Genomic DNA, 13,638 nt, shown 5'->3' on the forward strand with positions numbered 1-13,638 from the left:
TGAATGATCATGTAACGGTTGATGGTGAAAGTCGCCACCATGTTAAAGGTGACTCTACCCTCACCGTTGATGGCAACCAACACATGAAACAAGGTAAAGCTTTATTACTCGATGCGGGTAATGAAGTGCACTTAAAAGCAGGCAGTAAGATTGTCATTGAAGCCGGTGCGGAGTTAACCCTTAAAGCAGGCGGTAGCTTTGTCAAAATTGATGCATCTGGCGTGTCAATATCGGGGGCTGCAATTAACCTCAATTCAGGTGGTAGTGCAGGCAGTGGTTCAGGCTATGCGGGTGTTTCGCCGTTATTACCCGGCGCGGTTGAAGCGGCTGTGGCATTAGCACCCGCCTCTTTAATTAACTACTCAGCAGTACTTCAAAGTGGAGCTTTATTTGTAGAGTTATGTACATGTGGAGGTGGTATATGTCCGATTCATTCTCCAAAGTAATGGAGCTAAATTCATTCACACCAATAGAACTGAATCATTATCAATACGCAATTATTGAACCGCAACTATGCCCTGACATCTTTAAGTGGTGCTATACCTACGCAATAGATAATCCTATATTTAACAAAATTTTTGAAGAATCACCATTTCAATCTATTGCTGATGGGCCAATCCTTCTTCAGTTAAACGATATAAATCCTGATTTTTATCAATTGATATATGACAAATCAATGCACTCACCCATCGGTTGTTTTTTAACATCATCGTTAACTATGAATAAATTGCTTCAACAAATTAGAGGTCGTCTAACCGCGAATACTTCTTATGGCGAATCTTTATTTCGTTTCTACGAACCTCGTGTTCTTAATGCATTAATTACGGTATTAAACGAAGAAGAAAAAAGAAACATTTTTTCCGGTATAGATAACTTAATTTGGTGGGATAAAGGCTGGAAACACTTCTCACCTCCTCAGCATCATGAAGGGAAGTTACAATCTCAATTTCAGTGGGTTATCAGCGACCAACAGATTGATAGTATTAATAAATTTCTAACATCCTAACAGGTATTATTTTCTTATGACAAACATATACACCATTAAGCCAAATGACACTCTGTTAGGTATTGCTATCAAAAACAATATTAGCCTTGTTGAGCTTTTGGAGATAAACCCTCAATATCAACCTAATCCAGATCTGATAAACATCAACGATAGTATTACCTTACCAAATCGGGAAAAACCAAGCTCAATAGAACTAAAGCCTGTTGAACCTGTAGATATGAATCGACCAACAGAAGGTGGATGTGCTATTGCAAGACCTACCTGTAAAGGGATAGAAGTGTGTGATGTTATATTCAAGACAGGAGATAAAACTAAAGATTACTTTTTGTTGGATAAGCATGCCCAAAAATTACTGGAAGAAGAGATTTCATATACTCAACAACTGATTGATGGATATGAGCAAATATTGCAAAAAGCGCCTGAAAACAATGCAAATCAAGATTCTGCCGCTGTTGCTGAGCATAAAGCCATGCGACAAAAATGGTATGACATGGCTATATCTTCAGGTGCTCTGCCCGTTAAGACGCAAACTGAAGCACAACCAACGTCTGAAGACGATCCTTTTGTAAATACAATAGGCATCAAGCGCAGTGATATTAATAAGAACACGGCACAAGCAAAAATAAATGAACTAGAAGAAAGAAAAAAAATCATAAAGACGGTTATTACTTTTGAACCGACAGAGATAACACTCGTTGATGCTTTAATCTCAGAGATCAATACAGAACTGAAGCGGCAAGAATACTATATAAAAGCAGTGGCTAGTACTGATGAATCCTCTGTAAAACAAGGTATTAATCAAAAAAACTTCACATCAAAAGATGTAGTACTAACGAATAAAAAACAAGGGATTATTGAGATCTTTATCGTTTCACAAAATAAATTGGTTTACATACGCCAAGATTTTATGGCACGAGAACAACCTTTTTGGCGTCATTCAACAAACCATACCCATTTGAATCAAGCTGTCTCTAGCGGCAATTGGAAAGAAATGGGTAAGGCAATATCATCAGATATTACAAATGGCATGACAGATGGTATTAAGAACACTATTGACGGCCAATTCGAAGGTAAAATAATAGGCTGGCAAGTCCCTGGTTATAAGCTCAAAGAATGGAAAGCAAATAAAGAATTTAAAGATGCCAATGGCGCAACAGTTTATGCCGTCAGTGCGGAAGCGCAATTACTAAGATTTGCAGCACAAGCCAGTGTGAAAGGTGATTTTAATCTTAAACAAGCTAAATTTGATCTCGGCTTTGCAGCTGAGTCTTCCGCTTCATTAGCAGAAGGTGCGGTTACATTTAATAGTTACTTCCCACATGAAAAAGGTTACTCCGCACTTATTACTTATACTGATGCTGACAGAAAACCTGCTTTATACCCTCTAGGTCACTTTAGATGTAGCGCAACATTAACATTAAGTTGTTTAGTGACCGCTATGGTTAATGGAAAAGCTATGATCAGTAATCAGGCTGAGAAAAGTGCGGGAACTGGGGTTATTTTCTCTCCTCAACCTACGATGGCAGTAAAACCATCAGGGCAAATAGGTGTCAGTGCAGAAGGGTTTGCTGGCGCTCAAGCTGGCGGGCAGTTAAGTGGAAAGGTCGAGTGGTTAACCCCTCAAAAGACGGGGACGACTGATTTTTCCGCTTTAGTTGAAATCAAAGCGGAAGGCAATGTGGCGTTTGGGCTTGGTGTTGGGGTTGATTTTCAGATTCGATTAGATAGAGGTAGCTTAGAAATCCATTGTAGTGCGCGCTTAGTATGGGGCCCAGGAGCGTCCGGCGGTTTTGGCACCTCGATTGACTTTTCACAGTTATTTGAATTGGCAAAAATTATTTGGGAAGCGATTGATACTATTGGCTACCGTATTATGGGTAATATAAATGAAGAGGCTTACACTTATTTATTTCGAGCCGCTTTTAGTGCATTTACAGAAAAAGATTTCAAGCCAATAGAAGATGCAATAGAAATTGGCACTAGAAAAATTGATACTTGGTGGTTGGACCGCATAGATCATATCAACGAAAATTTATTCATTTCAGATGAAGCCAAACGTTTAACAAAACGGATTTTAGATAGAGAGCGTAAAGTGTTGAGTGGTGTCAGTTTAAAAGTTCTTCCTCCTGAAACGGTGGGAATGATGCTCAATACCCTAGTACATACATATTGGCTTAATCTTGAGGAGGAGCAAGAAGCAGCAATTTATGTGTTATTAAGCGGAACTATTCGTTCTTGGCGCAAGTTTGTTGAAGTGTTAGCCCACATGAATGTCGAAGGTAAAAAACATAGTTCAGATGATGCGCTTGTGAAAAACCTACAGCGAATAAATTATATCTTAGATGGCGACCAACAAAAAGAATTTAATCAATGGATTGCTCAATTAGCGAGTGTAAATTATTTAGATAATATGGGTATGATCCCTTCAACTCCATTCACCATTTATGATTTCCAACATAGAAAACAAAAGAAAAGAGAATTAAAAATTTAATTTGGAGCTGCCGACAATAGCCAAGTGTTATTGTCGGCACTAACTGAATACTACTTTACTGGTATCGTTTACTGCAACGCGCAACGGAAACCAATTGATGAGTAATATTCATCTTGAACTATATCTTCACCTGTTCTGTAAGTAGTTAAGTCCCAACCTCTCATGACCTTTTTAGATCCTGTTGATGGGCCTTGAGGATCGAGTTCTGAGGATTGTTGATAATAATCTTTGCTATACCAATCATTGACCCATTCTTGTGTATTTCCAGACATGTCATACAAACCAAGTGGATTTGGTGGATACAATTTGACCTTATACCTATCGCTTATGTCCCCGATATTCCATTCATCTTTTGTGTAATCGACATACCTACCATCAACTAGATGCCTACCATTTTTGGGTTGGAGATAACCGTTGTTGGTAGCATAGTATAGATGCTTTCCACGATTTCTTGCTGCATATTCCCATTGTGCTTCTGTGGGTAAGTCAATCGGAGAACCTGTTAATTCACCCAGCCATAAACAGTAATCTTTTGCCTCTTGCCAAGTTTTAGTCGGTGTTGCTCTATTTTTAAACTTTTTATCAGTAAAGTCATACTTCTCCCTATCTTCAGCATGGACAACTGGCAGATTATGCGCCCTTTTAAAAGCATCAAAACCGTGATAAGTCGTTTCATGATTTGCTAATGAATAGTTACTTAAGGTCACTTTATGTATAAAGTTAGAGCCCGTTTTAAAATTGGAAATAGTCGTATTACACTTAGCATCTGGCGACCAATCCATTCTATCCGTAGAAATGGGACTACAAGGTGCTTTAAATGCGCCCATCATAAAGGTCCCTCCCTTAATAAACACCATGCTTTCTAGTGATTCAACAGCAACAGCCACGATTTGATGTTGAAGTTTGGTATCTGCATCAGGGTAAAGCTTTTTTACTTTCGCTTCTATTTGATTGATTTTTTCAGCTGGTACCGTTTTACTGGTTACTGAAGCCGTTGTCTCTCCATTACATGCTGTTAATACACATGCGCCTATTAATATACTCAGATATTTTCTATACATCACTTAACCCAACTTTCCTTATTCGTATCCATTCATTAAACAACGCTCATAGTTTTTAAATATTTTTACTTAGACTTTCTAATTGTGAAAATTTTAATGCTAAGCCTTTTATTTCACTATCAAGTTGTTGAAGCTCTTTTTGTACTTCTAACTGATTTTTATTAAGTATTTGTTGTTCAATGTAACTGATTCTTCCATAAACGGGGGATAAACCAATCGCGTAGTCGTTAAGATCCTCTGATAATGAAGCCATCTTACTATTTCGACTTTGACTCATTGCTTGTTGTAAATTTGCAATATTAGTTCTAGTAAGCTTAAAACGTCGATATTGTGTCTCAAACCGCTCTTGAATGTCGGCAATATGTGGTTGATTTTGCTCTATTTGTATATCATTCACAGGGCGTAAAGATAAAGGAATACTCGGTGATTTATTCACGGTAGACGCAGGTGACGAATCTTGATGATCCACCTTAGGAGTTGTGGGTTCTAAATACCCTTTAATCACAAAAGCTGACACTCCAAATAATACCCCTAAGCAAAACATCCAATACGGGCGTATGCTGTGTTTATTCGTATGCGGTGGTAATTCAGGCGGTAATTCAGGCGGTAATTCAGGCGGGATATTATCCAACTCATCGATGTGATTGTCTTTAACTATCTCTATCGGCTTTAACTGACCTTCAATATAATCAACATGCTCAAAAATCACATAGCTAATGGCTTCTAAATCAGGAACATGCTGAGGATGGATATCAAGAAATAGTTCATAAATTTCTTTACAGCAACGTTCACAACGATAAAGATCTTTTAATTGTGATTGCTTAGGCTCTAATCGACGCAAATCATCACCAATTCTGGCAATCATCCAACGATAGAGATCTGCACATTTTATAAGATTGGCATCTTTATTATAAAGGTGCATCAGCGCAGCAAGTTGAAGCTCAAGTCCATTTGCGAGCCCAACTATCCCGTCTTTTTTTACCAACGCCGCTGTATAGTAAAGCGTCGTCAAAAAATTCAATCCGTCAGTTTGAGCAAGATCCTCACATAACATCTGGATTTTATCCCAATCAATTTTCCCATAAGATGGATTATTAAGACGATTTATCTCATCTCTAATTGATTGATATTTAATAGAGTTTCTAAGTTTATTTTCATCATCAATAAACTTAAACTGTCGACTCTTATAAAACCCTATTGCACTCAATAGTAATTACTCCTCGTAAAAATAGATCAGATGCTGTAACAAAGAACACATTTTATTTCGTTACCGCCTACAATATACATGCAATTATCAAGCCAAAACATGACAACTTAATCCATTGATAATAAAGAAGTCTTTTCAAGAAATTGTTTTCTGGGCAACATCTTGCTCACGGTGAGCAATAAATTGCCCGCTGAGCAAGTTATTGCCCAACATAAGCAATAACTTGCCCATCCGTCTGTTTTGATTCAAACAACATAAAAAATAATGATTAACAAACAAGTAGTTATGATTATGCTTAATTGTGGCATAAATCATGCTAAGTACGCGCGTACCCTAAACTTTTTAAGTATAAAAGACATTACAATGCCTACTCCATGTTATAGTTCTACCCAATGTCAAACTCAGGGCAACATCACTGCGGGTGCATTTACTGCTGATTCTGTCGGTAATATTTATGTTAGAGGCCACAAAGACCAGATACTTGTGCAGAATTAATGTCTTAACTAAAGCATCTATTGATTGATCGCTTTTATACAAGTTAAGTAAAAATCAGCTATGTATATCCCTACATCATTTAACACATATTTACGGTAAGTAACTATATTATTAATATGAATATCATTGAATTTAAGCTTGGAAATATTACTTATCACTTTACCGTTACGAAACAACAAGAAGCGTTGTTATCATTAACAGATGAAGTCACTATTGATCTAACTACATGGCAAGGATTTTCTGAGGCATTAGATGCTTCTATTTTAAAAGCTATTCCTGAAGCGTTAGCACCACCATCAGCACAAGAAATTAAGCACGCCCAAACTATTGCACATGAATTAAACCTCTCTCTACCAAAGGATTACACTAAACAAGCTATAGTATGCCGACAATTTATCCAGCAACACCTTATCGCCCATCAGCGATTATTATCAATGTTTAATAGCGTAAAAGGTAAATTACTAAAATAGCAATTCAGTAACGAATGTACCTAATTGACATCGACTATTATTATATTATGTCAAATAAAAACAATCGATTACGGAAGGGTAATATGTTGATTTATAAATAGAATACAATAACGTACAGTTTGTATTTATACTAGTAAATAAAATACGGCCTATAACGTTATACTTGAGATATAAATCTCAATTACTTTTATGAAAATTGGAACTCAATAATAAAAATAACTTTCTTATTGAGATCCCAATAAAAAATCAAATTATGGTTACACCTTCCGCCTCAAGTACACTGTTTGCACCTGCACGGTCGATAATTTTGACAAGAACAGATTGAATCGTTTCATCTTCTCGAACATCATTTTCACTCGCAAACTTTTGTTCTTGAGGTTCTGCCCCTTCTGCAAGCATAAAGGTAACAACCACTTCCGTTGCAATATCAGCCGTTTTACCACAATAGGTTAAAGAAAGCTGAGGGTAGCCTTTAAAGCCTTTTTTAACTTGCTTTGCTATCCGCTTTTTCGCTTTATCTACGTTCATCATTAACCCTTGCTAATTTTTATAACATCAAAAAGATAGAAAATCATAATACGTTGATTATAGCGACGATAATACTTAAATAATGTATTAAACAGTGTAAAACCACTCTGGAGGAGGACGTTTTGTCCATTTAGCAAAAGCCGCCTTGTCGCCACGATAAAAATTACGATAAGCCTCAATTGCATCCGCTTCCACCTTATAATCATTTGGCATTGCCTGAGCAAACGGCGTCAACCCGATCGCATCATAAGAATAACGCTCAATCTCTGCGAGCACAGCTATTGATTTATGATCTGTGGTTTTGTTATATCTATATTTATATTCTTTATTTAATGCTAACGTTAATGCTTTTAACCAGAGAAAATTATCGTACGATTTCTCAACCCAGAGCACGCAAGGATGATTCATATGAGTTGATTTATACGGTGTCGCAAAGCCTTTTTTATTAAGCGCAGTACATAAAAGCTGGACACTTTCTAAAATCATTTTAACCACATGTTGATCACAATGATATTGAGCACATTTGTTAATATCATGATCTAAAATAAAAACATTCATCCCATCATCCCTTATTGAACATACTAATAGCTTAGCTCAATATAAAATGCTGCCCGTGGATTTATATCTCTATTTCAGTGTACTGACGTTAATAATGCGCTAACAGTTGTTGTATTCCAGCAATCACAATCTCTAATGTTGCAGTATTGGTAAAGATGAATAATAAACATCAAACTAATCGCGATAAATCAGCTGCAATATTTTTTAATAACAAAGAATTTTTTAATAATAAGGGGATCTAACATAAGATAGGCATACAGTAGCTTGTTTATTGATCAAATAGGGCCTAATCATTATTAGACCCTAAGATCATCATATCGATTGCTGCCTACACGGCAAGCAATGATAGTAATGCAGTTGTAACTCAGTGACACTGCTTACTTATAAAAAGCTTCAACAGTGCCTTTTAGAGTAATAAGCATTGGGTTACCGCGACGATCTAATGCTTTAGGTGACGGTACTTTTACCCAACCTTCACTGATGCAGTATTCTTCAACATCAAAACGCTCTTTGCCGTTAAGTAGAATACCAATTTCGAATTCAAAAGCAGCTTCTAGGAAATGTGGGCTACGAGGATTACCAGAAAGGTGATCAGGTAAAGTTGGTCGTGATGTAGTATCTGTCATGATGGTGCCTGTTGAAAATAAAAAGTGCGCTATTGTAGACAATCTCGGACTAACGCTCAAGAGTTGTATTAATAGAAGTAAAAACTACTAAGCATTAAATGACTGTAATATCATTGATAACGCTAGACGAATACATCGATATAGTGCTGACTTTGGTTTCAACTGTTTTCGCCACACAACAAGGATGCCCGGCAGCGACACTATTAATAGCAATATCACGCGTTACCACACTTGCCCGCCCCTATCACGCAATTATCGTCAATGCTGACATTCCCGCCCTATTAAAGCCATGCATTTGTTCAGCAAAGAGTTGTTCATCACCCGCGTTATAAGCAGGGCCGGCTAACATTTTGTCTTTTCCGTTTATGGTGACTTTCCAGAGTAAAATAAAGCCCCCATTAAAGTTTATTTCTCTATTTTAATATGTGTGCCATTACTCAATCATGAAAAATCACTCTAAATAAGCGTCATTATTTCAATCACAGAATGGCACTTATTTATACTACGATTACTCAGGCAACACCCAATCTGGACGAGGAAAATGGCAGGTATAGCCATTAGGTTGATGCAACAAATAATCTTGATGTTCAGACTCGGCATGCCAAAAATCACTGGCAGGCACAATTTCCGTCACGATTGGTGCAGGCCATACACCAGAAGCATCCATCCGTTTAATCAGATCTTCGGCAATGATTTTTTGCTCATTAGAAGTATAAAAAATAGCTGAGCGATAAGATGTACCAAGATCATTACCTTGACGATTTACAGTAGATGGATCATGTATTTGAAAGAAATAAGCAAGGATTTTAGTAAAACTGGTCTGCGTGCTATCAAAGATAATCTCAATCGCTTCGGCATGAGTTCCATGATTGCGGTAGGTAGCATTATCAACATCACCGCCCGTATAACCGACCTGCGTTGCGATCACGCCCTGCTGACGACGAATAAGATCTTGCATACCCCAAAAACACCCACCAGCCAGTATTGCTTTTTCGAGACTCATATCACCACTCCTATTGCCACATTGCGTGAATTTATGACTTTTCATACAACCATAAGTTGATATTTATCGCAATTAGAACTTGAAAATACTACTCACAAATTAATGATGGTTGTGTGAGCGAATATCATTAATGAGTTAGCTAGACGACTAACTCATTGTTGGAAAAAGTAAGCTCGATTAATTACGTTTCTTTGGTATCAAGCCAATAATCCCTCTTTAGTAACGAATAGTGAGCGTTGAGTTTAGCATTCACTCTGCCCAATATTCGTGATCTACTAAAAGAATAAAGGACAGCCATATCTTTACTCTATAAATTTAATACGCTGTGAGCAAATTCTCTATCTCCGCTCAATAATTCTCGATTAGAAATGACAGTAGGCAGATAAAAAATTATGGGTGTCCAGTTTTACTTTGATATAGTGTAATAATTATTTGTTCTCTAAAAGAAAAGTTATGGGTGTCCTTTTTTCATTAGGTGCTTTACTCTATCAAAACTGGTAAATATTAGAAAAAGTATGGATAACTCCTAAATAAAGTACCTTGTAATATACTAAAAGACCGCCACGATAGGCGGTCATTTAGCAGTAATTCTTTTTATGCGCACTGGTGACTTAGTTAAAATTTGTCCGACAGCAGCGCCTTGTTATGCAATGCTCGATTTAAAAAAATATTGAGACTCCCAATATAAATACGAGAACCCATATTGCGAACACAATACAATTTAATGGCTTTTTCATGTGTAACAGCACCTGAACTAATTCACGATGTGACTGTTGTTCCGGTGATAGTTCTTTCGGCTCATCAATATCATCATATTGACACTCTTCTTCCTCATCTTCTTCGCTCTTTTTAACGGTGTGCGTACCAACTTTGGATGCTAGACCTATACTAAAAACGAAAGCATCTGAGTGGTCATGAATGAATATATCGCGAGGGTGATAATGATCGAGTAGCGTATCGTCGACCTCAAAGCTAAAAGATAGTAATTCAACGTATAGGTCGATGGTTGATGAAGGGTCTGATTGTAGATTGCTAGCTATAGTATTCAGTTGTTCCTCAGGAATCGTCAATTCAAATATGATGCCATCTTCACCCAGATCGTTGTTCATACGAAAGCAATTACCAAAGAAAACACCATCAGGAAATTTCTCGCTCTCCTTAATCGGCTCACCGGACTTTAATATTACCTGTATTTCACCCCTTGGGCGCTCAAGTGTGAAAATATCATCGTCATCACCATCTTGCTCAGCACAATATATGGTGTCTCTCATCTGATCTTCATCAACGATCGCCTTGATAGCAAAGCTAGTTTTAATATCAGGCTTAATGAGCTTTACTGGATTATCTTTGAAATCACCTTTTATATCCCAGTCTTTATCGTGAGTATTAACTCGTGTGATTATCTCTATATTCTTAAGTGGCAATGACAATCCATTGAAGCTTCTGCGCCATTCAAGTGGTCTTGAACGATCCTTAGGAGCTTCTGCCTCTTGGAAAATTGAGTCTGATGCTTTCTTTAATTTCGTATTAGAGCGAAACAATTTCCGATCTCCTTGGTGCATAACAGTTTATTAATAATGCATTCTTACTTTTTACGTAAAAATACATTTATATATCTCGTAGATCATATTCTATTTAACTCATAAATATCATGAATTTGATCGCATTAATTTGTTTAAAAGTATTTATTGAGAGTGTAGACAGTAAGAAATGTATTTAATCAATCTTATTAAAAACGAAAACCAGATATAAATTAACCATGCCTTGTTATAACTATTCAAATAAACAGTAAATAAAACTAATCCAAAATTACGTTAATACAATATGAATGAGTAAAAGGTCTAACGAATAAAGGGGCAATTATGAATCAACTTCCCTCGGCAATCACATACCCCGAAATAGAGCAAGATCGATCCCCGCTTTCATCATTCCCTACAGAACAAGATCAAGAATCTATTATCAACATGTCATAACGTTATTATTGTTATTTTAACAGGTTCTTATTGGCGTCTTTAAGGCTCAAGCGTGCAATGATTAGATCACGGATAGCTCGTACCTTACTTCCGAGATGACGAATAATAAACCGGGTTATTTTTCAACAGAGCGTGATAACAATAGTGATAGGAAATCTAATGATTTAAAAAATGGTCAGCTAATTATTAGGGTTGATATAAATTTGAGTTTCAATAAATATACGCCCGACTTTACTTCGCATAGATTACAACTTAACCATTCAGTCAAAAGTGCAACTAAACAGCCTCATTATTTTAATTTTTTGCGAGCTAGGCTACAAAACACCACTACTAATCGTTGTCTAATCTCACCCTATAAAATTATTTTAATAATCATACGATTGTACAGCTAACGAAGATAGATATGAACAATATAACGATAGCACCATCACAAGCTACAATAGCATTAACAACAGATTTGCTTATTACTCAAGTAAACGCAGAACTTACGTTACATCCTCTTGATTTAGTCAAAATAAAAGGCTCATATTCACAATTTTTTGCTTATTTTCATGCCAAATTAGCACCGTCTATTGATGGTTGGGTTGATATGGTGAACCGCGATAAGACTACTTTGACAAACCTGAATAGTGACTATGGCTATTTTGCTTTTGCGCATTATCTCGCTCGCCAATACGATCCTACACGCTGGTCAGAAGACGTAATGGTGATGACGAAGGGCTTTATTAATATTACAGATAAAAAGCTTTCTTTTAATCCTATCAACATTCATCATATTTACGATTATCTGGTAACTGAATTGCTAAATACCGATGATTTAAAACACCAACTGCGACATTTGTTAATTACCGATAATATTAACTATTTATACCGCAACACCCCACCTTGTATTCACAGATATGCAGTAGATGATTCAGAAAATATAACAAATCTTATTCAGCAGAATATCTGTTTCTTATTCATGTTATATATTAAGACCATCGCGACAACGACAAACTCAATCATTAACAGTAAATAATCACAGATATCAATCTCCACATCATTCCTGATTTTGTATATTAATGAATGATGTGGTGATAATAATTAATAATAGTATTAACGGGATTATCTTACAGTAGCTGTTTTAGTTTATGTTCAACTAATGGATCGTTAGGAACCAGTTGCTGCGCCATCTCTAGCAATTGAATCGCATCTTGTGGGTGATCATCTTGATGTTTCAAGGCTATATCAATCAAAGGTTGTACATCAATTTGAGCTTGATGCTCTTGTACATGTGCTTCTTTTTCATCAATCAAAATATTATGCGCTTTACTCAATAACCCTAATCGGTGCTCTGAATATGCATTGGCCTTACTTAGGCTTTGATAATAATCTTCTTTAAAGCGTAATGTTTTTGTTTGTTGACGAAACTGAGCAATATCAAGTTGCTGATGACGAATAAAATCAACGGCGACCTGTTTATAAAAACCAAATTTATTGAGGTAAGTGGCATGCGTGCCGTGTCCCATTCCAAACACACGTAAATGGGTCAATTCTGGATAACGTTTGGCGTGTAAGCGATCAATATTATTGGTGGGATCATAAATAATATAGCCTTTAGCTTTACCTAAATTAAGATCATGATAATCCCCTTCCCAATCAAATTGCTGCGCCAGTTCAGTACTAGAGCGATCATCCCACGGGGCGATGGTTTTATTCTTAGTACTCACTGGATGAAATAATAAAACTTGATCAAGTTGCAATAAATTGGCAAAAGCACCCACCGCAAAACCACCACGACTTAGACCATAGCCTAAACGATAGTTAAACGGTTCAAGCAACGTAGTTAACTGTTCAAGAAAGAAAATTAAGTTACGACTACGAAACCAATTACTCTTTCCTAAATGTTGAAAAGAGATAACATTCACGTTCTGTTTTTTAGCGAGGTGGAATCCCCAAGGCGAAAAATCCTCATCAATATCGTGTTGTTGTACGTTGGTTCCCGCAGGCGAAAATGTAAACAGTAGCGGCTTATTTACATCAACAAACTCATACTTAACAAACACATCATCAAGTAAGTCCCCTCCTGACATTGGAAGTTGCGCTTGCTGCTGTGAACGAGAGAGTGTTAGCCACTCATCTAACCAATACAATAATTTCATTTTACCCACCTTTAAAAACAACCGCGGGATTGTAGCAAAGATAGACATCAAACGAAAATTTTAGTTAGAACACTAATTA

At 36.7% G+C, this 13,638-nt stretch carries 12 protein-coding genes and 2 pseudogenes; 6 read left to right on the plus strand and 8 right to left on the minus strand.

Annotation, left to right across the window (positions count from 1 at the left end):
• The 3 genes and pseudogenes from Q0V26_RS02880 to Q0V26_RS02890 form a co-directional block, all read left to right on the plus strand.
• Window positions 1-446, plus strand: a pseudogene (locus tag Q0V26_RS02880) (type VI secretion system tip protein VgrG); the annotation flags it as partial.
• Complete coding sequence (locus Q0V26_RS02885; RefSeq protein ID WP_297476669.1) at window positions 422-1,006, plus strand: DUF4123 domain-containing protein; 585 nt, start codon at window positions 422-424, stop codon at window positions 1,004-1,006. The pseudogene Q0V26_RS02880 and the gene Q0V26_RS02885, both read left to right, overlap by 25 nt.
• Before the next feature lie 16 nt (window positions 1,007-1,022).
• Window positions 1,023-3,497: a LysM domain-containing protein gene (locus Q0V26_RS02890; RefSeq protein WP_297476671.1), complete on the plus strand. Its 2,475-nt coding sequence runs from the start codon at window positions 1,023-1,025 to the stop codon at window positions 3,495-3,497.
• Between the two features lie 68 nt (window positions 3,498-3,565).
• Here the strand turns inward: Q0V26_RS02890 and Q0V26_RS02895 are convergent, their stop codons facing one another.
• Both Q0V26_RS02895 and Q0V26_RS02900 read right to left on the minus strand, forming a co-directional pair.
• Window positions 3,566-4,558, minus strand: a complete 993-nt coding sequence (locus tag Q0V26_RS02895; RefSeq protein ID WP_297476673.1) for an SUMF1/EgtB/PvdO family nonheme iron enzyme — start codon at window positions 4,556-4,558, stop codon at window positions 3,566-3,568.
• A 55-nt stretch (window positions 4,559-4,613) separates the two neighbouring features.
• A complete protein-coding gene (locus Q0V26_RS02900; RefSeq protein ID WP_297476675.1) occupies window positions 4,614-5,765 on the minus strand; it encodes a type VI secretion system ImpA family N-terminal domain-containing protein in 1,152 nt (383 codons plus the stop codon).
• 363 nt (window positions 5,766-6,128) lie between these two features.
• Between Q0V26_RS02900 and Q0V26_RS02905 the strand changes: the two are divergent.
• Window positions 6,129-6,254, plus strand: a pseudogene (locus Q0V26_RS02905) (type VI secretion system tube protein Hcp); the annotation flags it as partial.
• A gap of 122 nt (window positions 6,255-6,376) precedes the next feature.
• Complete coding sequence (locus tag Q0V26_RS02910) at window positions 6,377-6,730, plus strand: hypothetical protein (protein ID WP_297476677.1); 354 nt, start codon at window positions 6,377-6,379, stop codon at window positions 6,728-6,730.
• Window positions 6,731-6,976: 246 nt separating this feature from the next.
• Here Q0V26_RS02910 and Q0V26_RS02915 read toward each other — a convergent pair whose 3' ends face one another.
• The 5 genes from Q0V26_RS02915 to Q0V26_RS02935 all read right to left on the minus strand — a co-directional run bounded on the left by Q0V26_RS02915 (window position 6,977) and on the right by Q0V26_RS02935 (window position 10,986).
• Window positions 6,977-7,258 (minus strand): hypothetical protein, encoded by a 282-nt coding sequence (locus Q0V26_RS02915; protein ID WP_297476678.1) that lies wholly within the window; start codon window positions 7,256-7,258, stop codon window positions 6,977-6,979.
• A gap of 87 nt (window positions 7,259-7,345) precedes the next feature.
• A complete protein-coding gene (locus Q0V26_RS02920; RefSeq protein WP_297476680.1) occupies window positions 7,346-7,816 on the minus strand; it encodes a pyrimidine dimer DNA glycosylase/endonuclease V in 471 nt (156 codons plus the stop codon).
• 377 nt (window positions 7,817-8,193) lie between these two features.
• On the minus strand, window positions 8,194-8,442 hold the full coding sequence (locus Q0V26_RS02925) for a DUF3297 family protein (RefSeq protein ID WP_080156150.1): 249 nt from the start codon (window positions 8,440-8,442) through the stop codon (window positions 8,194-8,196).
• Between the two features lie 508 nt (window positions 8,443-8,950).
• A complete protein-coding gene (msrA, locus tag Q0V26_RS02930) occupies window positions 8,951-9,445 on the minus strand; it encodes a peptide-methionine (S)-S-oxide reductase MsrA (protein ID WP_297476683.1) in 495 nt (164 codons plus the stop codon).
• A 659-nt stretch (window positions 9,446-10,104) separates the two neighbouring features.
• A complete protein-coding gene (locus Q0V26_RS02935) occupies window positions 10,105-10,986 on the minus strand; it encodes a hypothetical protein (RefSeq protein ID WP_297476685.1) in 882 nt (293 codons plus the stop codon).
• Between the two features lie 835 nt (window positions 10,987-11,821).
• On the opposite strand from Q0V26_RS02935, the gene Q0V26_RS02940 reads away from it, so the two are divergent.
• A complete protein-coding gene (locus Q0V26_RS02940) occupies window positions 11,822-12,436 on the plus strand; it encodes a hypothetical protein (protein ID WP_297476687.1) in 615 nt (204 codons plus the stop codon).
• A gap of 91 nt (window positions 12,437-12,527) precedes the next feature.
• Here the strand turns inward: Q0V26_RS02940 and Q0V26_RS02945 are convergent, their stop codons facing one another.
• Window positions 12,528-13,559 carry a cytosolic protein gene (locus Q0V26_RS02945; RefSeq protein ID WP_297476689.1) on the minus strand — a complete coding sequence of 344 codons (1,032 nt, stop codon included), beginning with the start codon at window positions 13,557-13,559 and terminating at the stop codon, window positions 12,528-12,530.
• Between the last annotated feature and the right edge of the window lie 79 nt (window positions 13,560-13,638).

The organism is uncultured Photobacterium sp. (assembly GCF_947039875.1).
Taxonomy (GTDB): domain Bacteria; phylum Pseudomonadota; class Gammaproteobacteria; order Enterobacterales; family Vibrionaceae; genus Photobacterium.

What these genes read in the sequence shown, in the direction of transcription:
- Q0V26_RS02885 (WP_297476669.1), top strand. Translation starts at nt 422, where the DNA reads ATGTCCGATTCATTCTCCAAAGTAATGGAGCTAAATTCATTCACACCA.
- Q0V26_RS02890 (WP_297476671.1), top strand. Translation starts at nt 1,023, where the DNA reads ATGACAAACATATACACCATTAAGCCAAATGACACTCTGTTAGGTATT.
- Q0V26_RS02895 (WP_297476673.1), bottom strand. Translation starts at nt 4,558, where the DNA reads ATGTATAGAAAATATCTGAGTATATTAATAGGCGCATGTGTATTAACA.
- Q0V26_RS02910 (WP_297476677.1), top strand. Translation starts at nt 6,377, where the DNA reads ATGAATATCATTGAATTTAAGCTTGGAAATATTACTTATCACTTTACC.
- Q0V26_RS02915 (WP_297476678.1), bottom strand. Translation starts at nt 7,258, where the DNA reads ATGAACGTAGATAAAGCGAAAAAGCGGATAGCAAAGCAAGTTAAAAAA.
- Q0V26_RS02920 (WP_297476680.1), bottom strand. Translation starts at nt 7,816, where the DNA reads ATGAATGTTTTTATTTTAGATCATGATATTAACAAATGTGCTCAATAT.
- Q0V26_RS02925 (WP_080156150.1), bottom strand. Translation starts at nt 8,442, where the DNA reads ATGACAGATACTACATCACGACCAACTTTACCTGATCACCTTTCTGGT.
- msrA (WP_297476683.1), bottom strand. Translation starts at nt 9,445, where the DNA reads ATGAGTCTCGAAAAAGCAATACTGGCTGGTGGGTGTTTTTGGGGTATG.
- Q0V26_RS02940 (WP_297476687.1), top strand. Translation starts at nt 11,822, where the DNA reads ATGAACAATATAACGATAGCACCATCACAAGCTACAATAGCATTAACA.
- Q0V26_RS02945 (WP_297476689.1), bottom strand. Translation starts at nt 13,559, where the DNA reads ATGAAATTATTGTATTGGTTAGATGAGTGGCTAACACTCTCTCGTTCA.